20 protein-coding genes are annotated in these 21,382 nt (G+C 67.3%); 10 read left to right on the top strand and 10 right to left on the bottom strand.

Annotated features, from left to right (window positions below; genetic code table 11):
- Positions 1 to 43: 43 nt before the first annotated feature.
- A complete protein-coding gene (locus tag ACFVAV_RS14285; protein WP_379034847.1) occupies positions 44 to 691 on the top strand; it encodes a TetR/AcrR family transcriptional regulator in 648 nt (215 codons plus the stop codon).
- Positions 692 to 706: 15 nt separating this feature from the next.
- On the opposite strand, the gene ACFVAV_RS14280 is transcribed toward ACFVAV_RS14285, so the two are convergent.
- The 3 genes from ACFVAV_RS14280 to ACFVAV_RS14270 all read right to left on the bottom strand — a co-directional run bounded on the left by ACFVAV_RS14280 (position 707) and on the right by ACFVAV_RS14270 (position 4,998).
- Positions 707 to 1,771 (bottom strand): lipocalin-like domain-containing protein, encoded by a 1,065-nt coding sequence (locus ACFVAV_RS14280; protein WP_379034845.1) that lies wholly within the window; start codon positions 1,769 to 1,771, stop codon positions 707 to 709.
- 17 nt (positions 1,772 to 1,788) lie between these two features.
- Positions 1,789 to 3,063 (bottom strand): oxygenase MpaB family protein, encoded by a 1,275-nt coding sequence (locus ACFVAV_RS14275; RefSeq protein WP_379034843.1) that lies wholly within the window; start codon positions 3,061 to 3,063, stop codon positions 1,789 to 1,791.
- Positions 3,064 to 3,186: 123 nt separating this feature from the next.
- On the bottom strand, positions 3,187 to 4,998 hold the full coding sequence (locus tag ACFVAV_RS14270; protein ID WP_379034841.1) for a multicopper oxidase family protein: 1,812 nt from the start codon (positions 4,996 to 4,998) through the stop codon (positions 3,187 to 3,189).
- 123 nt (positions 4,999 to 5,121) lie between these two features.
- Here ACFVAV_RS14270 and ACFVAV_RS14265 point away from each other — a divergent pair, with 123 nt between their 5' ends.
- The gene (locus tag ACFVAV_RS14265; protein ID WP_379034839.1) at positions 5,122 to 6,489 is read left to right on the top strand and encodes a TIGR01777 family oxidoreductase; all 1,368 of its coding nucleotides are present in this window, start codon (positions 5,122 to 5,124) and stop codon (positions 6,487 to 6,489) included.
- A gap of 236 nt (positions 6,490 to 6,725) precedes the next feature.
- Here ACFVAV_RS14265 and ACFVAV_RS14260 read toward each other — a convergent pair whose 3' ends face one another.
- Positions 6,726 to 7,562 carry a MerR family transcriptional regulator gene (locus ACFVAV_RS14260; protein ID WP_379034837.1) on the bottom strand — a complete coding sequence of 279 codons (837 nt, stop codon included), beginning with the start codon at positions 7,560 to 7,562 and terminating at the stop codon, positions 6,726 to 6,728.
- A gap of 181 nt (positions 7,563 to 7,743) precedes the next feature.
- Between ACFVAV_RS14260 and ACFVAV_RS14255 the strand changes: the two genes are divergently transcribed.
- The 3 genes from ACFVAV_RS14255 to ACFVAV_RS14245 all read left to right on the top strand — a co-directional run bounded on the left by ACFVAV_RS14255 (position 7,744) and on the right by ACFVAV_RS14245 (position 10,411).
- Positions 7,744 to 8,337: a lipocalin family protein gene (locus ACFVAV_RS14255; protein ID WP_379034835.1), complete on the top strand. Its 594-nt coding sequence runs from the start codon at positions 7,744 to 7,746 to the stop codon at positions 8,335 to 8,337.
- Entirely contained in the window at positions 8,334 to 9,644 is a 1,311-nt protein-coding gene (locus tag ACFVAV_RS14250; RefSeq protein WP_379034832.1) for a cryptochrome/photolyase family protein, read from the top strand. Before ACFVAV_RS14255 ends, ACFVAV_RS14250 begins: the two co-directional genes overlap by 4 nt.
- Positions 9,645 to 9,796: 152 nt before the next feature.
- A complete protein-coding gene (locus ACFVAV_RS14245; protein ID WP_379035351.1) occupies positions 9,797 to 10,411 on the top strand; it encodes a fasciclin domain-containing protein in 615 nt (204 codons plus the stop codon).
- Between the two features lie 83 nt (positions 10,412 to 10,494).
- On the opposite strand, the gene ACFVAV_RS14240 is transcribed toward ACFVAV_RS14245, so the two are convergent.
- On the bottom strand, positions 10,495 to 11,040 hold the full coding sequence (locus tag ACFVAV_RS14240) for a nitroreductase/quinone reductase family protein (RefSeq protein WP_379034830.1): 546 nt from the start codon (positions 11,038 to 11,040) through the stop codon (positions 10,495 to 10,497).
- Positions 11,041 to 11,175: 135 nt separating this feature from the next.
- Between ACFVAV_RS14240 and ACFVAV_RS14235 the strand changes: the two genes are divergently transcribed.
- Together ACFVAV_RS14235 and ACFVAV_RS14230 are read left to right on the top strand one after the other, a co-directional pair.
- On the top strand, positions 11,176 to 12,129 hold the full coding sequence (locus tag ACFVAV_RS14235) for an enoyl-CoA hydratase/isomerase family protein (protein WP_379034828.1): 954 nt from the start codon (positions 11,176 to 11,178) through the stop codon (positions 12,127 to 12,129).
- 120 nt (positions 12,130 to 12,249) lie between these two features.
- A complete protein-coding gene (locus tag ACFVAV_RS14230; protein WP_379034826.1) occupies positions 12,250 to 13,455 on the top strand; it encodes a glycoside hydrolase family 76 protein in 1,206 nt (401 codons plus the stop codon).
- A 50-nt stretch (positions 13,456 to 13,505) separates the two neighbouring features.
- Here the strand turns inward: ACFVAV_RS14230 and ACFVAV_RS14225 are convergent, their stop codons facing one another.
- Positions 13,506 to 13,901, bottom strand: coding sequence for a hypothetical protein (locus ACFVAV_RS14225; RefSeq protein WP_379034824.1), 396 nt, complete (start codon positions 13,899 to 13,901; stop codon positions 13,506 to 13,508).
- Positions 13,902 to 13,958: 57 nt separating this feature from the next.
- On the opposite strand from ACFVAV_RS14225, the gene ACFVAV_RS14220 reads away from it, so the two are divergent.
- Positions 13,959 to 14,420 (top strand): MarR family winged helix-turn-helix transcriptional regulator, encoded by a 462-nt coding sequence (locus tag ACFVAV_RS14220; protein ID WP_379034821.1) that lies wholly within the window; start codon positions 13,959 to 13,961, stop codon positions 14,418 to 14,420.
- Positions 14,421 to 14,462: 42 nt separating this feature from the next.
- Here the strand turns inward: ACFVAV_RS14220 and ACFVAV_RS14215 are convergent, their stop codons facing one another.
- From ACFVAV_RS14215 to ACFVAV_RS14200, 4 genes are all read right to left on the bottom strand, one after another.
- Positions 14,463 to 15,368 (bottom strand): D-alanyl-D-alanine carboxypeptidase family protein, encoded by a 906-nt coding sequence (locus tag ACFVAV_RS14215; protein WP_379034819.1) that lies wholly within the window; start codon positions 15,366 to 15,368, stop codon positions 14,463 to 14,465.
- Between the two features lie 186 nt (positions 15,369 to 15,554).
- Positions 15,555 to 17,228, bottom strand: coding sequence for an alpha/beta hydrolase (locus ACFVAV_RS14210; protein ID WP_379034817.1), 1,674 nt, complete (start codon positions 17,226 to 17,228; stop codon positions 15,555 to 15,557).
- An 86-nt stretch (positions 17,229 to 17,314) separates the two neighbouring features.
- Entirely contained in the window at positions 17,315 to 18,109 is a 795-nt protein-coding gene (locus ACFVAV_RS14205; RefSeq protein WP_379035349.1) for a helix-turn-helix transcriptional regulator, read from the bottom strand.
- Positions 18,110 to 18,343: 234 nt separating this feature from the next.
- Positions 18,344 to 18,760: a nuclear transport factor 2 family protein gene (locus ACFVAV_RS14200; RefSeq protein WP_379034815.1), complete on the bottom strand. Its 417-nt coding sequence runs from the start codon at positions 18,758 to 18,760 to the stop codon at positions 18,344 to 18,346.
- Between the two features lie 384 nt (positions 18,761 to 19,144).
- On the opposite strand from ACFVAV_RS14200, the gene ACFVAV_RS14195 reads away from it, so the two are divergent.
- Positions 19,145 to 20,683: an FAD-dependent oxidoreductase gene (locus tag ACFVAV_RS14195; protein WP_379034813.1), complete on the top strand. Its 1,539-nt coding sequence runs from the start codon at positions 19,145 to 19,147 to the stop codon at positions 20,681 to 20,683.
- A gap of 10 nt (positions 20,684 to 20,693) precedes the next feature.
- On the top strand, positions 20,694 to 21,317 hold the full coding sequence (locus tag ACFVAV_RS14190) for a carbonic anhydrase (protein ID WP_379034811.1): 624 nt from the start codon (positions 20,694 to 20,696) through the stop codon (positions 21,315 to 21,317).
- The last annotated feature ends 65 nt before the right edge of the window (positions 21,318 to 21,382 follow it).

Here is a 21,382-nt window from a genome sequence, read left to right as displayed (position 1 = left end):
CCCGTTCCCCGGTCGTGGCTCTGCCGGGCGATAGGCTGGCGCGGTGCCGACACGGAAGGCGACCATGACCGAAGGTGCCAGCGACCCGCGGCCGACCGCACCGGTGTCCAAACGCAAGGCGGCGGCGGCCGGACGCGCCGCACGCAGGCTCGGCGTCGAGGACTGGACCTCTACCGCACTCACCGTGCTCCTGCGTGACGGCGTCGCCGCGATCACCATCGCCAAGTTGTGCGATGAGCTCGGGGTGACCAAAGGCAGCTTCTACTGGCATTTCGACGGCATCGATCAACTACTGGAAACCACGGCACAGTTCTGGTGCGCCGATCAGAACGACGCGGCACGCGGGTTCCACGGCCTCGACGAGCTCCCACCGCAGGAACGCCTGGCCCGCATGGGCGAGTTGCTCACCGCGGAGCGGGTCTGGCAGGTCGAACTCGCGGTCCGGGACTGGGCCCGCGCGAACGCCAAGGTGGCCGAGGCCGTGAAGGCACTGGATCAGCGGATCTTCCACGCGCTGTCCGACACCCTCGTCGACATGGGGTTCTCCGCAGAGCAAGCGGAGATGCGGGCGGGCCTGATGTGCTTCGCCGGGATCGGCTTCGTCCACGGGAACCAGAACCTCCCCGTGCCGACCGAAGATCAGCGCCGCGAGTTCTTCCGATTCATCACCAGCAAGGAAACGCCGGGATGATCCGCGCCCACCGGTTCACGTCAGCGCGACCAGTTCGTGCAGGGTCGAACCGGTCCGTCGCCGGGTTCCCGTTTCGGTGCGCACGGTCAGATCGAAGGTGGACTCGAACCGGAAGTAGCCCGGATGCCCGACCAGCCGGTGCACCAGCGGCTTGATCAGGCTCGACCGCACCACGGGAAGATCGTCGAGCAGGTCGTGGGCATGGATGACCCGCACCACGTCCAGGCGCAGTTCGAGCCGGTCCGGCACGTGCAACTCGACCCACTCGGGGTAGGTCCGCCCCGCCGTGGTCTCGAAACGCGCCGGTCCCTCGGTGAGCCTGGTCTCGCCGGTGGACAGCACGATCTCGTCGTGATGGGCGAGCATCAGCGGGCTGATCTCGTGCCCGCCTCGGCGCTGCTGGGTCAGTACCGAGGCGAACAGCAGCGAGTAGTCCTCGACATACAGCCGTCCCCAATGCCAGCGCTCGATGATCTTCTTCATGTCGCCGACGCCCCAGTTGTGGTCGTGATACCCACGCCCGGTGACCTCGTGCCGCACGCCGTCGAGTTCGATCGCGCCGGTCACCCGTGCCCGCGGGGCGCCGACCATCCAGCCGAAGGAATCCTTGGCGCCGAAGCGGGTCTCGCCCTTGCCCGGCATCCAGCTCGGTACTTCGTTGTGGAACTGCAGATCGAAGACGATGCCGCCTTCGGCCATGTGCAGGTGGTGGGTCGGCAGTCCGTCGGCCCGGAATTCGGTGCGCGCGGTGTTGTGACCGACACGCACATCGCAGGCGTCGGTGGAGAACGAGGTGGCCGAGCGGGGATAGCGCTGGGACACCTGGCGGCGGGTGCCGTCCGGCGCGTAGACCATCATCTCCACCCAGGGCCGGGCGATGGGCAGATCCTCGGGGCGGCGTTTGGTCAGGAAGCCGATCACCACGTGACCGGTGTCGAGGTGCGCGTCGAAATACCAGTGTTCGAAGGCCAGCTTGCTCGGCGACGGATGTAATCCGTTGTGCCAGGGCTCGACCGGGGTCAGCACGCCGTCCTGACGTCCCGGCCCGTTCCATACTTCGACGATGTCTGCGGTGCTCATGGCTGCTTTCGGTGGGTTCATCGGCGCAGCGCGCCACTGGCGTCGAAGGCCGCTTCGCGACCCTGCATCTGGGCCCGGTACCAGTTCTCGCGATGCGCCAGCATGAGCTTCTCGTGTGCCCGCGCGAACGGCGGGCAGATCCGGCGCCCGATCTCCATCGCGGTGATCGCCGGAAAGCGCAGGATCGGAATGAGGATCCACGGAAACGCGGGCGGCATGGTGTAGCGACGGCGAGTGCCCGGCGCCATGTACATGGCGGAGTAGACGGAATTGATCCGGTAGTTGTACATCTCGCGCAACCGGGTCAGGCCACGGTGACCGTCCCGGGGTGCGAACGCCGCCGGATAGGACTCGATCAGTTCCGTCCCGTGCTGCCCCGCGTCGTAGGACCGCGACGCGATCGTCATCGCCAGCACCCGCAGCGCGTCGAGGACGGTCTCCGGGTACCAGCGCAACCGCACGCCGAGCAGATGGCCCATGTACTTCTGGAAGTGCAGCAGCGCACGGATTTCCGACGGCGTCGTCTGATAGCCCAGCGCCCACAAGCCGAGGCCGGGCGTCACACTGCCGCCCAGCAGGGTCAGCATCTGGTAGGTCTGGCTGATCGGCAGACCCCAGCGTTCGATGTCCCACTCGGGATGCTCGGCGACCTTCGCCCGCACCGAGACGTGCATGACCCGCACCTTCAGCGCGGTGGCCCGGCCTGCCGACCCCGGGGTGAGCAGCGCGTCGGGGGCGGAGACGTCCATCCAGAAGCGGGTGGTCTCCAGGAACCGGCGCAGCGCGCTGTCCCCGGCATACCCGCCTGCCAGCGACAGCGGCGTCGCGACCGCGGCTTCGGTGTACATCTCGAGGGTTTCGGCACCGGCGAAGCTGAACAGCATCGTGCCCCAGCGCCGCCAGATCGCCGCACCCTGTTCCACCAGCTCGGGCACCACCCAGTCGGGTACTGCCTCGAACTCGGCGAACAGTGCGCGCATGGATTCCGGTGCGTCCGGCACCGCTGCAATGCCTTCGGCGAGGGCCGTTTCCAGCATCCGGCGACCAGCTTTCGATCCGATCTCGCCGTGCATCACCTCGGCGACGAACCGTTCGGCCACCGGGTCGCCGGTGAACAAGTCTTCGCACAGAGCTGCCGCCTGCTCGTCGCTGGGGAACAGCGGTTGCCTGGTCACTGCCGCGAAGATGCGTTCGATCCGGCGCACCGTCGGCGTGCCGCGGGCCTCCCGATAGCGAAAAGCGTTGGGGCATTTCACCGTCCGCTGGACATGATCTTCGACGATATCGGCCACTGTCGGCCTCCTGACATGAATTCGCTCATCGACGGCGATCGGCGTCGCGATCATCCGACCATACTACGAAGCACACATGTCCGTACCTGAAAGTATGGAATGGTGATCGCCTGTCGCCGCCCCTCACGGCACGATGCGGTATTTGAGCATCATGTCGTGGTCCTCGTGGTCGAGCAGGTGACAGTGCCAGACGTAACCCTGCAGGTCGTCGTGGTGCCGGCCCGCATGGTCGGCGACGCGGTGTCGACCATGGCTGTCCGCGCCGTCCAGTTCGGTCGTGGCCCGGCGCGGGAAGGTCGCATCCGGATCGAAGCCGAGTTCCGCCGCGGTCGGGAACCGGACGATGATGCTGGTGACCGTCCCGCCGTCGACCCGCACGATGTCTTTGCGGCCCGCTTCCCATGGCCGCGGCGGCTGCATCGGACCGGCCAGGAACCCCCGCGCCGACGGCGCCCACTTCTGCCCGACCGGCGGCTGCGGATGGGCCAGCTGATAGTCGACCGTCCGCAGCGGCGCCCGGCCGAGAATGCGAAAAGTGACCAGGTGCAGGTGGATCGGGTGCGGATCGGGCGTGATGTTGACGATGTCCCACTGCTCGACGGTGCCCTGTCGTGGCATTTCGATGTCGGGGCTGGCGAAAGTGAGATTGTTCAGCGACATGATCGCGGGCGGCACCCGCAGCTCGTAGGGCTGACTCACCGTGACGGTGCGAATCACCGTCGGCGTCTCGATCGGCGGCAGCACCGGTGGCCCGAATACCCCGCCGCGCAACCGTTCCGGCACCCCACCGGAGAAGCCCGGCCGATCCTCCACCCGGAACTGACAGAACATCGGCATGGCGATCTCACCGAGGATCGCGGCCTGGAACACCGGCGCCTCGTCGTTGCGCAGTTCCACCGTCTCACCCGGATCCAGTTCGGCGAAATCGACCAGCAGATCCACCCGTTCACCCGGCGCCAACCGCAGCTCGTGTACCGCGACCGGCCCGTCGAGCAGTCCGTGATCGTTGCCGATCACCCAGAACCGCATCCGATTGCCGAAGAACAGATTCCACACACTGAATGCCGCCGCGTTGAGCACCCGGAAGCGGTAGAGGCCGCGAGCGACCGGCAGATACGGCCAGATCTTGCCGTTGACCACGCCGATGTCTCCGACGGCACCGCCTTCCCAGCTCCCTTCAGGCACGACCGGCGTCGACCGGACCGACTGATGCCCGTCGGCGGTGAACAGTTTCTCCTGCAACACCAAAGGCACCTCGAACTCTCCGGCGGGCAGACCTGATGGGTTACCCGGTTCGCCCGTGTCGAATTCGTCACGGAGCAGCAGCATTCCGGCCAATCCGGCATAGACGTTCACGCGGGTGATGCCCATCGCGTGGTCGTGGTACCACAGGTGACCGGCATCCTGAGCCAGGGGGAAATCGTGGTCGATGCCGTCACCCGGGTAGACGAGCTGCTCGGGATGCCCGTCGCTGTCCGGCGGTGTCACACCACCGTGCAGATGCAGCGAGGAAGGCGGAGCGGCGCGGAAACTCTCGGCGACACCGTGCAGGCTCGTGTCCATGTCGGCCGCGAGCGGGTGCGTGGTCATCCGGTTCTCGAAGCGCACCCGCAGCGGCGACCCCACCGGATGCTCGATCGTCGGCCCCAGATAGCTCATCCCGTTGTACCCCAGCGCCGGTGAATCCGGCAGCTCGCGATGGAATCGGTGGGTGGTGGTCGAGGCGACGAGATCGAGCCGGGCACCGCGGACCACGGGCAGTCGGGGCATCTCGTCGACGAACGGTTCGACAGCCGGGGAATGGAACAGCAGTGGACTGCGCATTCCCGGCGGTGCGACGGGAGCCGCGGAGGCCGGAGCCTCGATCAGCACCGCACCGAGCAGACCCGCGCCGGCCACACGCAGAAATCGACGGCGTTCGATCGGATGTTCCATGGTCGAGCCCTTCCGTGCTGCACCGTTGCACGCACGATGGGCGACCATACCATCGGGTATAGTCACCAGTACCCCTTTGGATGTAGAGGTTCCGCGATCAGGGATTCTGGCTACTGTGGAGTCATGGGCATCGAGTGTTCTGCCGTCGTCGCAACACCCCGGGCCGAGGTTTTCGCCTGGTTTGCTCGTCGCGGCGCGTTCACGCGCCTGGCACCACCGTGGCAGCCGGTGACCTTGCTCGCCGAAGCGGATTCACTGGCCACCGGCCGGGCGGTCCTCGGCTTCCCCGGCGGACTGCGCTGGATCGCCCAGCACGACCCCGGCGAATATCTGCCGCCCGAGCGGTTCGCCGACGCCGTCGCGGCGGAAGGCCCGGCCTCACTCCCCCTCACACGACTGCTGCCGTGGCGCCACCTTCACGAGTTCGCCGCAGTCGACGACGAGCACACCCGCGTCATCGATCGGGTGCAGACACCGGTGCCGGAATCGGTGTTGCGACCGATGTTCGACTACCGCTACCGCCAGCTGGCGAACGACCTCGCCGCCCACCACCGCGCGACCGAATCCGGCTACCAGCCGCAGACGATCGCGATGACCGGCGCGTCCGGCCTGGTCGGCACCGCACTCAGCGCTTTCCTCAGCACCGGGGGCCACCGCGTCGTGCACCTGGTCCGGCATCCCGCACGTCATCCCGGCGAACGGCGATGGGACCCTGCCGATCCCGCCGCCGACCTGCTGGACGGCATCGATGCCGTCATCCACCTGGCCGGCGCGTCGATCGTGGGGCGATTCACGGCCGCGCACAAGCGCGCGGTGGCCGACAGCCGTATCGAGCCGACCCGGCGACTCGCCGACATCGCCGCCGCGTCGGGGGTCGGTGCCTTCGTCAGTGCCTCCGCCATCGGCTACTACGGCTACGACCGCGGCGAGGAAGCGCTGACCGAGCAGTCCGAGCGCGGTGACGGATTCCTGGCCGATGTGGTCGAGCAGTGGGAGTCGGCCTGCGCCCCCGCCGCCTCGGCGGGAGTTCGCGCCGTTCAGGTGCGGACCGGCATCGTCCAGTCACCGCGAGGCGGCACGTTGCGCCTGTTGCGTCCGTTGTTCACCGCTGGACTCGGCGGGCGGATCGGCGACGGCAGCCAGTGGTTGTCCTGGATCGGCATCGACGATCTCGTCGACGTCTATCACCGCGCACTCTGGGATAGCACCCTGACCGGCCCGGTCAATGCTGTTGCACCACAAGCAGTTCGAAATACCGAGTACACCCGCGTGCTGGCTCGGGTGCTGCACCGACCCGCGTTGCTACCTGTCCCCGGTTTCGGACCGGCACTCCTGCTCGGCAAGCAGGGTGCGCGCGAACTCGCCGAGGCGAATCAGCGGGTGATTCCGTCACGACTGGCCGACGCCGGACACACCTTCCGGACCGAGGAACTGGAGGAGACCCTGCGACACCTTCTCGGCCGGACCACGACACCCACCCCAGCAGGCTGAATCCCACTGCCGGACATCCTGACAGCGCGCTGGGCCGCTGTCCGGCACGCACCCGTTCGAGTTCCATACCGGGCCTGACCGTGGCGCGGATCAGAGCTGGACGCCACGCTTACTCACCAACCTGAACCCCGCTATTCCTCGATGGCACCAGGATCTACCCATGTCGACGCACCCCTTATTGCATCGATTTCGCATCATTTTACGGATCCACGCAGCAGCATGCCGCTATTCCGGGGTCAGCTGAGGGCTTCCACCGCGTCGGCCAGGCAACCGATCCGCTCGACCTGGTCGGGCAGCACCACGACATCCCAGCCCGGCCCGCCGACGAGCACCCGCGCCCCGGCCGCTGCGCAGGCCAGCACCGCCGAGGTCAGTGCGGTCGATTCGCGCTGGGACCACAGCAGCACCGTGGGCGCGCTTGCGTGCCGGGTCAGCGCGCCGGACAACGCGTCGGTAGGAACGTCGGCGCCCAGCATGCGTGCACCGACCCCAGCTTGCGCCAGCGCGGCACGCACAACGTCCAGTGGCAGCGAATGCGTTTCGCCGCTGGTGCACGCCAGCAGCACCGGCGCACCACCCGGCGCGGGTGTCACCCGCTGCATAACCGCCGCGATCGACCACGACAGGAGATGCTCGACGTCGATACATGCCTCTCCCGCACCCTGGCGCGCGACGATATCGGCAAAGGCGGGACGGCACAACGAATCCCACGTCTGCACGACACCGTAGGCCCGCACGTGCGCATCCAGATGAGCGCAGGCGGTGGTGGTGTCCAACGCGAATGCCGCGTCGAGCAGAGCCGCGCGGTCGCCGAGCGCCGGCGCGGGCCCACGCGCTGCCGCCGCGGCGCCCGCCGGACTGGCGCCGCCGCCGATCAGTTCGAGCATGTCTTCGAGTACGGCGATGTCGGCATCGGAGTAGAGCCGATGACGACCCGGACGATCTTGCGCAGGTCCGATCCCGTAGCGGCGGTTCCAGCTCCGGAGGGTGGCGGTCGGGATGCCGAGGCGTTCGGCCACCGCGCGCACCGTGTAACCGGCCACGGCGGAGGCAGGAGCGGAACCGGCGGGCATCGCTTCATTCTGCCCCGAACGCCCCGGCCCGCGCGCCACGGCCGGGTCCGCGCGCGTCGGCGTGGCCCGGCCGGTAGGCCGGTCCGGCATCGTGGCATCCCACCGAACCGGCCGACTCATGAATCAATTATGCATCGTTTTCTGATATTCTGGCCATACCACCGATCTCGAGGAGCTTCCCGTGCGCACTCGACGTAACCCATGGACCGCTGCCCTGCTGCTCGCCGCGACCGCGAGCCTCACCGGGGCCGGCGTCGCGGCCGCCGCACCGCCCGCGCCCGTACCGCGGCTCGATCTCGAGCGTTATCTCGGCCGATGGCAACAGCTCGCGGCGATACCGCAGGTGTTCAACCTCAACTGCGCACGCGACACCACCGCCACCTACACCCTCGACCCGCAAGGCGATATCGGCGTCTACAACCGCTGCCACACCTGGACCGGCGGTGTCGACGAGATCCGCGGCACCGCCACGGTGAACGACCCGGTCACGAACGCACAACTGCACGTGAGCTTCCCCAGCGTTCCCGGTCAGGACGAGCGCGAGGGACCCACCAACTACCTCGTCACCGCGCTCGGCCCGGACTACTCGTGGGCATTGGTCACCTCCCCGAGCCGGCTCTCCGGTTTCGTCCTCTCCCGTACCCCAGCGCTGGACGACACCACCTGGCAGCAGGTCGACGACGCGATCCGGGCAGCGGGCCAGGATCCGTGCGTGTATCTCATCTCCCCCACGACCGGCGGCCGGGCTGATGCGCGGCTCCTCTGCGCGCGATGAGCATCGCTATCGCGCTGTTCACCCGTGACCTGCGGGTGCACGACAACCCGGTACTCACCGCAGCGGCCCGGGCAGCCGACCAGGTGGTACCACTGTTCGTCGTCGACGAGGCGCTGGTACCCGGCCGCTGCCCGCCGAATCGCGCACACTTCCTCGCGGCGGCACTGGCCGAGCTCGACGGAGAACTGCGCGCGCGAAGCGGTGTGCTCGTCGTGCGACGCGGTGCGGTGGTCGACGAGGTGGAGCGCGTCGTCGAGGAGACAGGCGCCGCGAGTGTGCACCTGGCCGAGGACGTGAGCCGCTACAGCAGAGCCCGCGAGCAGTCGCTGCGCGGCAGGCTGAACGACGCGGTGAACTGCCACTCCGGCTCCGTGACAACCACTTCCGCTGAGCTCGTGCCGTCGACTGGGCGGGATCACTTCGCCGTGTTCACCCCATATTTCCGGCGCTGGAGCGAGGCTCACCGCCGCAGCCCGCTCGCGGCACCCCGATCGCTGTCCGTACCACCGATCCGCAGCGACGCACTGCCCGGCGCGAAGGATCTCAGCGCCGGGGAGCCGTCGCCACGGTTGACGGTTGGCGGGGAAACGACCGGCCGTGCACTACTCCGTGATTGGCTCGACGGCCCGATCGACGGCTACGCCCGCGACAACGACGATCTCGCCGCCGACGCGACCTCCCGATTGTCGGCGCACCTCCACTTCGGATGCCTGTCCCCCACCGAAGTGGTGCGCCGCGTCGACACCACGACCGACGGCGGGCTCGCCTTCGCCCGGCAACTTGCCTGGCGAGACTTCCACCACCAGGTGCTCGCCGCCCGCCCCGATGCCGCCTGGTCGGACTACCGGCGGCGCACCACAGCGGGCCCGCCAGACGACAAGGCCGTCGCCGCATGGCAGGACGGGCGCACCGGCTATCCCATCGTCGACGCGGGCATGCGGCAACTACGCGCCGAAGGCTGGATGCCGGGGCGAGCGCGCTTGATCACCGCGAGCTTCCTCGCCAAGTCGCTGCGCCAGGACTGGCGGATCGGCGCGGCACACTTCCTGCACTGGCTCGTCGACGCCGATCTCGCGAACAACCAGCTCAACTGGCAGTGGGTCGCGGGCACCGGCACCGACACCCGCCCCAACCGGGTCCTCAATCCCCTGCGCCAGGCCGACCGCTACGACCCCGACGGCACCTACGTGCGGCGGTGGCTGCCCGAGCTGGCGCACCTGGCCGGCGCGCGAATTCACCGCCCGTGGCGCGAGAACATCGATCCGGCAACGTATCCCGTGCCGATCATCGATTGTGCAGGTCGGTGAGGCCGGCCTGGCATTTCTTCGAGCGGAAAGAGGTAGCCATCCGAGCGGCCCAGCCAGCCCGACTCCGTGGCATCCACACCAGTGCGGCACCGTGCCGCACCCGACGGAACGGAAAGACCATGCGATACCTGCGCAGTACGCTCGTGACGGTCATGCTCCTCGGCTCGACGCTGGGCGTCTCGGCCTGTGCCGACGACGGCTCGAACACGACAGCGCCGACGTCCCTCGCACCGATGACCTCGGCGCCGAGTACCACCGGTGCGGACGCCGCATCCGGTCTCGTCGGGCCGGGGTGCGCCGAATACGCCGCCCAGGTTCCGAGCGGTCCCGGCTCGATCAGCGGGATGGCCCAGGACCCGGTGGCCACCGCCGCGTCCAACAACCCGATGCTCACCACTCTCGTGTCGGCGGTCTCGGGCGAGCTCAATCCCGAGGTCAACCTGGTCGGCACCCTCAACGGCGGCCAGTTCACCGTATTCACACCCGTCGACTCCGCCTTCGCGAAGATCGACCCGGCCACCATCGAGACGTTGAAGACCGACTCGGCCACCCTCACCGAGATCCTCACCTACCACGTGGTCCCCGGCCAGATCCCGCCACAGAGCATTGCCGGCACCCACACGACCGTGCAGGGCGCCGATGTCACGGTCACCGGGTCCGGTGACGCGCTGAAGGTCGGCGACGCGAACGTGGTCTGCGGCGGTGTGCGCACCGCGAACGCCACCGTGTACATGATCGACAGCGTGCTCATGCCGCCCGCGGCGTGATGTCGACGAGGGTCGCGCCCTAGCCCCACGACGGCCGTTCCTCGATGGCCCGCCGTCGAGAGTCCGTTGCACAACCACCGAGCTCAAACGTTCAGGTCTATGGCGACGGCCCTCCCGGTGCGGAACCAGTAGGCGTGCAGGTCGCGGATCTTCGCCCGGGACGGCAGCCCACGCAGGTGGATGGCGCATTCGCCGAAGTCGAGGGGGACGATGGTGTCGCACAGCAGGGCGCGGGCGGTGTCGAGTTCCGCGGGATCGGTAATCTCCCTGGCCGTCCCGCTATGGGTACCGTCGCACAGTTCCACGGTGACCCGGGGATCGGCCCGAACATTGCGCAACCATGCGTTGACGGCGCCCGGCTGCTCGACCGTGATCTGCGGTGGCATCAACTGCACGAGGTACGCGCGATCGCCGTCGCGCAGCACCCGCACACACTTCGGCCGCGGCAAACCGGTCTTGCGGCCCGTCGTGGTGAGGACACCGTAGCCACGGGGAACCCGGAGCCGGAACAGCGGCAACATTCCCGCACTGAGCAGCTTGCCGTCCCGCGCACTGCGAATCAGCCGACCGTGCTTGCCGATGACAGCCTGCGCCGCCGCCCGGCGCGCTTGCTGGTCCGCGTCGTCCATGTCCTCCATGATGCGCCCACCCGACACTACGATCCTGTCTTATACGCATCGCATCGATCTGTGCATGACCGCCTGCGCCACCTCGCTGCCCCATGGCCGAACTGGAACGACACCCCACCGTCGAAAGGCACTCGCATGGAGTTTCTCCGCACCGACCGGCACGGTTCAGTCCAAACGATCTGGTTGGACAACCCGCCCTACAACTTCCTCACCGATGCCGTGATGGGCGAATTGCTCGAGCTACTTCGAGTCATCGACAGTGACGACGACGTCCGTGCGGTTGTGCTCACCAGCGCCGTCGACGGTGTCTTCGTCAGCCACTACTCGGTGTCGGAGATATTGGACGGCGTCGAGGCCACATCGGTGACACTGAACCCGCGCACGGCGGGCGCCGCCCTGCGGATGAGCGCCCTGGCCGACCATGTCCCCGGTGGGCAGGCAGGTTTGGCTCGAGCCGGCGCGGGTGGTGTCACGAATCTGCGGCGCTACCATGAGGTCTGCCGCTTGATGCGCGAGTCCAGCACTGTGTTCGTCGCCGCGCTCAACGGGCGCGCGCTCGGTGGGGGTTGCGAGTTGTCGCTGGCGTGCGACCTGCGCCTGATGGCCGATGGTCCGTTCGAAATCGGCCAACCCGAGATCTTGGTGGGCACCATTCCCGGTGGCGGCGGAACCCAAATGCTGACCCGGGTTCTGGGCGCGGCTCGCGCCCTGGAGCTGTGTCTCGAAGGTGCTCCGATCAACCCGAGGCGGGCATTGGAGATCGGACTGGTGCACCGGGTGGTAGCTCCCGACGATCTGCTGGCCGAGGCACAGTCGACCGCCGCCCGGCTGGCCAGGCGCTCCCCTGCTGCCGTCCGCGGCATCAAACATGCTGTCTACCACGGTGGTTCGACGTCTCTGGAGAAGGGCCTGCACATCGAACGCGCCCAGTTCCTGACCACGGCTTCCACACCGTCGGCCAAGCGGGCGATGGCCACCTACCTCGCCGAGGTCGAATCGACGATCGACCAGGGTCGCGACCTATCCGACTTCGTCGCGGACAGTCTGCCGGGCTGGATCGACGGAACCAAGGTCGAATTCACCGAGTAGGTTCCGACAACGTTTTCGCGGCAAACCTGAACAGTTCAAGTGTTGGCCATTCCGGCACCGGACTCTGGCGGTACGGTTCTCGGCTCCGACGTCGTTGCCCAGCAAAAGGAGCCCCAACGGATGGATGGCCGGCACGACGGGATCAGCCGACGCAGTGTGCTGTTCGCGGCCGGAGCCGCGATCGGGCTCTCTGCACTGGAGCAGCCGGGGCAGGCGGGCACGATCACCCGGAACATATCCACCGCCCCCGCGGAGTCCGCGAAGCGGGCGGAGCTGGCGGAACAGGCGATCGTGGAGCGGCACGTACGCCCGCTCTGGGGTCTGCCACAGCGAAAGCTGGGCGCGCTCGTCTGGCCGGCGTCGGTGACCGAACAGTCGTTCGCACGATGGTGTTACTGGTGGCAAGCTCAGCTGCTCGACTGTGCGGTGGATGCCGCGTGCCGCGCCCGCACTCCCGAACGCGTCGACCGGGTCGTCGCACTCGCACGGGGTATCCGAACCCGCAATATCACCGGCTGGACCAACCGGTATTACGACGATATGGCGTGGCTGGTGCTGGCGCTCGACCGCGCCGACCGGCTGCTCGATATCCGGTTCGGCGATGCCGTCGACGACCTGCGAGCGGAGTTGATCGACGGCTGGAACCCGGCCGTCGGCGCGGTGCCATGGCGGTCCGGCGACGACTACTACAACACCCCCGCGATCGGTCCGACCGGCATCGCCTGGGCTCGCCTGGGCGAGGTTTCCCGCGCCGGGCACCTTGCCGACTTTCTCCATACCCGACTGCGCGACACGCACAGCGGCTTGATCCTCGACGGTGTCCACGAGCCCGGCGGCAGCGTGAACCGGACCGTCCACACCTACTGCCAGGGCGTGACTATCGGCCTGGAAACCGAACTGGCGCTGCGCACAGGGGAAGCGGGCCACCGCCACCGGGTGACCACGCTCGTCGCCGCGGTCGGGGACGGGCTCACCGACGCCGGGGTGATCACCTCGGCCGCCGGGAACGATTCCGGGCTGTTCATGGGTATCCTGGCGCGGTATCTCGCCGAAGCCGCACTGTCCCTGGGCGACACCACCGCCGCGGACATCGTGCACGCTTCCGCGCGGGCGGCCTGGGAACACCGCGCCGAGGTGGACGGGCTACCGCTGTTCGGTACCGACTGGACCCGCGCTGTCACGGTCCGGGAGTTTCCGGGCACCCTTCTCCAGCTCGTGGACTCGTCCGCCGCGTCGTCGGCGAACCTGAGCCGCGATCTCTCGGTGCAGTTGAGCGGGTGGATGCTGCTCGAAGCGGACCACCGGCTCACCGCCGCGGGACGCTGAGCGCACGAGGCGTCCGCGGCGGTGAACTCGACCGAAGCCGGCTCGATCCGTCAGATCGCCGCTCGGCGCGCAGCCGGGCGCAGCCGCAGCACGATCAGGCCGATCAGCAACAGCACGGCCAGCGAGTCGAACACCGTGCTGAACATCGGGGCATCCGGCCGGGTGGTCGAATCCGACAGCGTCAGCACCAGATTCGTCGTCTTGGTGGTGATCGCGGCCAGCGCCACCGGCACCTGAACCGCGGGGACGAACGCCGCCCAGACCAGCGCGGCGCCCAGTACCAGTTGCATCACGCCGCGGTGCCGCAGCAGGGCCTCCTCCATCGGGGCCAGGTGAGTCAGTCCGTAGTACTCCAGGGCGGCCGGCGTAACCAGTGCCAGCACCGGCGTCATGGTAATCAGGCCAAGGACCACGAGGGCGACCTTGACGACTCTGCCGTCGGGCATGTGGGGCTCCAATCATCAGTAGTGCTGACGATCAGCGTACGTGACTAAGATGAGCTGATGCGAGAGACGACTGCAGTGGAACAGATCACCCAGGCGCCGATCTTCATGCTGTTCCGGGTCGGCGATGCGGCCCGCGACGCCGTGGAGCAGTCGCTGGACCGCTACGGCCTGCGCGGCAAGGACTTCCGCGTGCTGTCCTACGCCAGTACGGGCGTGTTCTCCCAACAGGATCTGTCCCGGGTAACCGGTCTCGACCGCACGACCATGGTCGCCGTGATCGACCGCTTGGAGCGGACCGGCATGGCGTCCCGCGAGCGTGGCGACGACCGTCGCACACACGTCGTGGTACCGACCCCGAAGGGCCTACGGACACTGACCGAGGCTTTCGCCGACCTGGAACAGGTCCAGGAGGAGTTCCTCGCCGCCTTGAGCCCGACCGGCAAACGCGCCATGGAAACGGCCCTGACCCGCCTGTTCACAGCGCACGATCCCTCGTGCCGCCCACCGGACGAAACCTGATGCGCTGGATCCCGGCCCAGGTCATCCGGGCGGACGCGGCACTCAGCGTGCGGGTTGCAGCACGTTCAGGATCGGGTCGTAGGCCCAGTTCAGCATTCGCTCGGCGTCTTCTTTCGCCGTGGCGCTGCTGTGGGGTGAGCTGTGCAGCACCACACCGATCAGCGGAATTCCCGCCCGGACCGTCTCGAACAGCAGGCAGTGTCCCGCGGCGTCGGTGTTTCCGGTTTTGATGCCGAGGGTGCCGGGATACTCGAGCAGCAGCCGGTTCGTCGAATTCCAGTGGTGTTCGCGGTTACCCGGACCGGCGGGAACGTGAAAGGTCCGCGAACCGACGATGTCGCGGAACACCGGCAGACTCATCGCGCGCACGCCCAGCGCCACGAGATCCACCGGTGTGGAATAGGTGGAGTGGTCGGTCGGGTTCGGCAACCCGCTGGGGTCGGTGAAATGTGTTCCCGCCAGGCCCATGCCACGCGCGGTGTCGTTCATACTCGCGATGAAACCGTCCTGGCCGGGCCCGTAGGCCTCGGCAAGCGCATAGGCGGCGTCGCAGCCGGAAGGCAGCAGCAGCGCATACAGGAGCTGCCGGGCGGTGAGCACCTCGCCGGGGGCCAGCCCCGCGGTGCTTCCGTCGTGCCTGCCGCAGTAGCCCATGACTTCCTGCGGCACGGTCACCGGCCGCTCGAGGTCACCGGCGACGATCACGACCAGCGCCGTCATCACCTTCGTGATGCTGGCGATCGGGACCGGGGTGTGCGCCTCCCGTGACCACACCACCGTTCCGGTGATGCCATCCGCCAGCGCCGCCCCTGTCGCCTGCACTCCGTCCGGGCCGTGCACAGGCCAGGGCAGCAGCTGCCCATGGTCGGCACTTCCCACGGGCACAGCGGCCGCGACACCGTGGCCAGCCGCGACGACCAGAACTCCAGCGATGACAGCGTGCAACATCCTGGCAAATGTCCGCATGGCGACATTCTGACGTACAACTCCGCCGGCAAGTGGGATTTCACCGCCCCCATTTCGCCCACGTCGGAGATCGTTCCAGATCAACGGTGCCGCGATTGCAGTGACGGCCAGAAACCACGCCGGCATCAGCAGACCGAGTTTCCTGTAGTCCCCGAATCGGTGTGGCGTTCATTCGGTGCCACGCAGGATCGCTCGCAAGCGCTCGGTGTCGGCCGCGGTCCATCCGGCAGGCGACAAGATCGCCGCCCAGGCGTCGGCGATGTCGGCGTGGAAGGTGTGGCCGTGTCCGTCGGGCACATCGGTCGAGACGGCCATGTCGGCCGACACTTGCAGGAACGTCACCACCGGGATCCAGCGCGTACTCGGCAGGACGTCGTGACCACGTTCCTCGCTGAGCCAGTCGGGCTTCTGGAACAGCAGTTGCGGTGTCCACCAGGTGATCGGGTCGGACGCGTGCTGGAGATAGACCACTTTGGGCGATCCCCACTCGGTGTCGGGGCGGGCGAGATCCGATGCGTCGGCGACGAATCGCACAGTCTGTCCGTCGCGGTAGATCGGAAGCCATTGCGGCGAGCCCGGGTCGCGTCGCGCGGTGGCGTCGCGCCACACGGGGTTGGTCGCGGTGGGGCCGACGAACAGGACACCGTCGGTGCGGGCCGCCATGTCCTGGATCCCGGCGAACGCGGCCTCGCCACCGAAGGAACCGAGGCTCTCGCCGAAGACAACCAGCTTCGGCCGTCGATCCTCCGGCAGCGTGTCCCATTCGGCGTGGACCGCCTCGAACAGTGCCTGCCCGGCCTGCCGGGCACGTTCCTGGTCGACGACGAACGACAGCCAACTCGGCAGGTAGGAGTACTGCATGCTCACCAGTGCGCTGTCGCCGTTGGCCAGATACTCCAACGCCGACGCGGTCGACTCGTTGATCCAGCCGGTACCGGTCGTGGTCGCCACACCGAGCACGGCTCGGTCGAATCCGCCGGTACGCCGCAGCTCGGCAACCGCGAGATCCGCTTCGGCCATGATGTTCTCCGCGGAGTCGAGCCCGGTGTAGACGCGGATCGGTTCCCGTGCGGGTTTGCCGCTGAAGACCGTCAGGTCGCGCGGGGTCGGGCCGTTGGCGACGAAGATCCGCCCCTGCCTGCCGAGCGAATCCCAGCTCACCAGCGATCCGGGACCGCCGGAGCGTTCCGGAACGACGGGTTCTTCGGTATCCGGCGAATCTTCTTGATTGACAGCCTTGAACGTCTCGTTGAGCATCGACATCGCGACGTCGGCCACCACCCCGTTGACCGCGGCGACAGCCACCACGGCCACCACCACACCGCCCAGCACAGCGGCGACGCGCGTGGGCAGCACACGCCCCAGTAGCCCACCGACCCAGCGCGACAGCGCCCAGCACAATCGCGACACCCCGAGCAACACGGCGAACACAACGGCGCTGATCGCGACGATGATCGGGTAGGCGTGCCAGGCAAGGCCGCTCACCCCCATGAGCGAACGCAGATCGCTTTGCCACTCGGCGTACCAGGCCAGGACGGCGACCGTGCCGAGTGCGGCGACGATTCCCCATCCCCACCGGACCACCGTGGGCGTCGGCCCAGGCTGTCGTTCCAGCATCCACCGGAGCAGCGCAGCGACCGCGAGGCCGAGACCGTATCCCATGGCCGCCGCCGCGCCGGTGACGACTCCCTGGAACAGCGGTCCCCTCGGCAGCAGTGACGGCGTCAGCGACAGCCACACCAGCACCAGCGCGCCGATCGCCCCGCCGAGGTGGAAACCCCGGCGCCCGGACGCAGGTGCCGTGTCGCTGTCCTCTGGATCGAGCCCGCGCGTGGAATTCATTTTGTTCCCCTGTGACTCGACCAACGATCCACCGGTGCACACATTTCGCTGCCGAACCCGTTGCGGCGCTGCGTATCAATCGAAGGTCACCGGCAATTACTCCATTCGGTGCAACCATTGGGCACAGTAGCGGGGAGGTCGCATGGCGTGCCGAGGAAGATTCGCACCCAACCCGGGTGGTCCACCCTGTCGACGTCGAACACCTGCACAGTGATGTCGACCGGTCGCGCAGTGATCGGGTCGCGGAGTCGCATCGGCGACAACCCCGTCGAAAACGTCACTTCGCCTTCGCTCCACATCGCACGGAACTCCGGGTACATCCCGAGCTCGCCGAGCAGCCGCTCCGGCCATCCGGCCTGACCGTAGGCGCCGATTCGCCCGCGCAGTCCGCTCACCGCTGCTCGCGCGACGTCGTCCCAGTTCACGACCACCCGCCGAGCCAGCTGGTCGCCGAACAACCAGTGCAGCCCGTTGCCGCCCTCGCGCAGTCCCGGCAGCATCGTGCGAGCGGCCGTGTTGAGCGCCAGGATATTGCCGCGGGAGTCGAAGTATCCCGCCACACCGCCACGGTGCGTGTCGAGACTGCGGAGCGCATCGTCGCCGATGCCGGCGCGCAGCTGGCTCATTGTGGGAGTCGTCATAATCGGCAGCCCCGCGAGGTCGAACAGATGCCTGCGCTCGGTCACCCGCAGCGTCCGGGCACGATCCAGGCATTCCGCCAATGCCTCCACGACCGCACGCGCGGGATGATCCCGGTCGCCCCACTCCAAGTGCGTGATGTAGCTGGCGCTGACTCCCGCCGACATCGCCAGTCGCTCGCGCGACATTCGGCGATCATCGCGCAACCACCGCAAGAAGCTGCCGAATGTCGGCGGTGCCACCAGCGCCGTATCGCCAGACCTGGTCAGCTGCTTCACCGCACCCACTCCCGTCAGAACCTCGCCCGCACCCGTGCACGATAGCGCTCACCGCACCACGCAGTCCGGAAAACACGCAGCTACACTCGCGTGTCCTATGCGTCGCAAGCGAATTCGCGGCCCGGAAACCCGCATCCTCCAGGGGTGACAGACCAGATTTCCGGTGAGCGTGCGCGCCTGGAAGGGCCGCATACCTGATCAAACGGGACTGTCGACAGGGGCCTTCGTTGTGGTGATCTGGGTCAGCAGGCACCGCCATCCGCCGTCGCCGTGGAGGAAAGCGTCCGTGGTCCATTCGTCGGCGTCGAACCGCGTACCCCGGTAGTGGGCGGTGTTGACGACGCGGGTCGTCAGGAGCGCAATCCGGCCGTAGTAGCGGATTCTCGCATCGCCGACTCGCTCCATGGCCGAGTGCGTGAGGTCACCCGATCGGACGAATGCCAGGAACTGTGCCGCGGTGGTGACGCCGTTCTCGGACACCATCACCCACTCGTCGGTCATGAACGAGCCGATGCGGTCCGCGTCATCGGCGACGATGGCCGCCTGCCATTCGTCGAGCACGGCGAGGAGTTGGTCGTCGACCGATCGTCCTGTGCCGGAGTGTGTTGCTGTCATAGTCCGACGGTAGGCCGGGCAACTTCCGCTGGTCTTGGAACAATGGAACGATCGCCGGGCGGCTACCCGAGGACGGTGGTCAGGTCGACGTGGCTGAGCCGGTCCCGGTCGGACCGGATGTCAGTGTCGATGGCGGCCGGAGCGTGCGCGTCGTTGTTGCGGTGTAGTCACAGAGGCTGAATACGAAACGATCAGTTTCGATATCAACAGTCTCGCAACTCGCCGGGTGGTCCACCCGCCCGCACAGTACGATCAATCATGTGATCCAGGTCTCACCTCACGGTGTAGCCCGCATGTCGCCGGGCAAAGGAGATCACCTGCCGAACCTTGGTGGGCGACGACGTGCTTGCCGAGCAAACCGTCACCGCGATGAAAGGGCCGCGCATGTCCCGAATACAACAATCTGCGGATACGACCCCGGGCATCGTGACAAAGACGTGCGATGTGTGCATTGTGGGCGCGGGCATCGCCGGGATGAACGCATTGTGGGTCGCCGGCCAGTACCTCGCACGCGATCACAAGGTCGTCCTGGTCGACAGCAGAAAACAGGTCGGGGGGATGTGGACCGACACCTATCCCTACGTGCGATTGCACCAGCCGCACGCCATGTTCACCGCGGGAAACATCGCATGGACCCTCGGTCGGGATCGTTCGTACCTGGCGACGAAACCTGAGGTACTCGATCATTTCGAGCACTGCCTCGACCTGATCAAGCAGCGGGTCCAGGTCGACGAACTCTTCGGGTGGACCATGGTCGCGCACGACGAGACCGCGGGCATCGTTCGGGTCACCTGTGAGTCCGCGGACGGCTCGACCGTAGTGGTCGAGGCGAAGCGGCTGATCAAGGCCTACGGGTTCCGCATCACCCCGAACGAACCGTTCGATGTCTCCAGCACGCGGGTGCGGTCGGTGTCTCCCGACTTCTGCGATCTGCACGGCGACGACATGCGAAGCAGTGATGCCCCGGTATGGATTATCGGTGGCGGCAAGACTGCCATGGACACCGCGCTCGAACTCATCACGGAGTACCCCGGTCGCGAGGTGAATCTCGTAGCCGGATTGGGGACGTTCTTCCACAGCCGTGAGCGGCTCTTCCCTTCCGGTGCCCGAAGGTGGTGGGCCGGTGATCTTTCCAGCAGTGTCCTCAGGGAAACCACCCGCCGTTTCGACGGGACCAACGAGGCCGCCGTGTGGGACTGGCATCGAAGGACATACGGCACCTGGGTTACCCCGGAGACCGGCAGCTTCCTGCTGGGAATTCTGTCGGAATCGGAGAATTCGACGATCTCCGCGGGATTGCGTCAGGTAGTCATGGACTACCTCGTGGATGCCGTCGACGACCACGAGGAGACACGACTGGTCTTTCGCAGCGGTGCGACCACGACCATCCCGCCGGGCAGCTGGATAGTGAACTGCACCGGTTACGTCCTGCGGCAGGATCACCCCTACGAGCCCTACGTCTCCAGCGACGGAGCGGTCCTGTCGATACAGCCCCGATCTGCCACCTTGTACATGACCTCGATGATCGGCTACTTCCTGACGCACCTGATGTTCTTGGACCGGATCAGCGACATCCCACTCTACGAACTCGATGTGCCGGAACTGCTGAGCAAGTCCAAAACCGTTCCCCCGTACGCGCTGTTCGCACTCACCCTGTACAACGCAGGCCTCATCTACGACAACGTTCCGAGCGCGGTGTTTCGCAATTTCGGACTCGACTTCGATCGCTGGTATCCCCTGCCACGCCGCATGGCGGCCATGACGAGGTTCGCGCTCATGCACCGCCGCGAACGCGAACACCTGCGGCACACCCTGGACACCGTGCGCGACCGCTTCGATGTTCGATGTGGCCCCCTGGCACCGGAAGTTCGGCACAGCGACACCACCGAGGTGCCGAACCGAGGGCGCGGCGGGACCATGTAAAACTGGACATATGCCGCATACCAGTCCCGTTACCGCCTGGAAGACACTCCGCGACGGAAACGATCGCTTTGTCGAAGGCACACTGCAGCATCCCAACCAGGGCGCAGCCGACCGTGCCGAACTGACCGCTGGGCAGCATCCGTCGGCGATCCTGTTCGGCTGTGGCGACTCCCGGGTCGCCGCCGAGATCATCTTCGACCGCGGCCTCGGCGACATGTTCGTCGTCCGCACCGCCGGTCACGTCGTCGACGGTTCCGTGCTCGGATCGATCGAGTACGGCGTCCAGGTGCTGGGTGTGCCGCTGATCGTGGTCCTCGGCCACGACAGCTGCGGCGCGGTCCGCGCGACGATCGATGCCCTGGATTCCGGCGCCGTTCCCGGTGGGTTCATCCGCAGCGTCGTGGAGCGGGTCACCCCCTCGATTCTGCTCGGCCGCCGTGAGGGACTCACCACTGTCGACGAACTCGAGGCCCGGCACGTGGAGGAGACAGCGCTGCTGCTCACCCAACGGTCGAGCGCCATCGCGGAGAAGATCGCAGCGGGTGAACTCGCCATTGCCTGCGTCACCTACAACCTGTCCGACGGCCGCGCCCAGTTGAACCGCGTCATCGGGAACATCGGCGAACTCGAGTAGCACGATCGAGCGACGTGGACGGCGAGCGGCAGCGAAAGCCGCTCGCCGTCCGTCACGCACAGGAC

This window comes from Nocardia sp. NPDC057663 (assembly GCF_042799895.1).
In the GTDB taxonomy this organism is placed as follows: Bacteria; Actinomycetota; Actinomycetes; order Mycobacteriales; family Mycobacteriaceae; genus Nocardia.
Note: the sequence above shows the minus strand (reverse complement) of the source record. Positions and strands in the feature narration are given on the sequence as shown.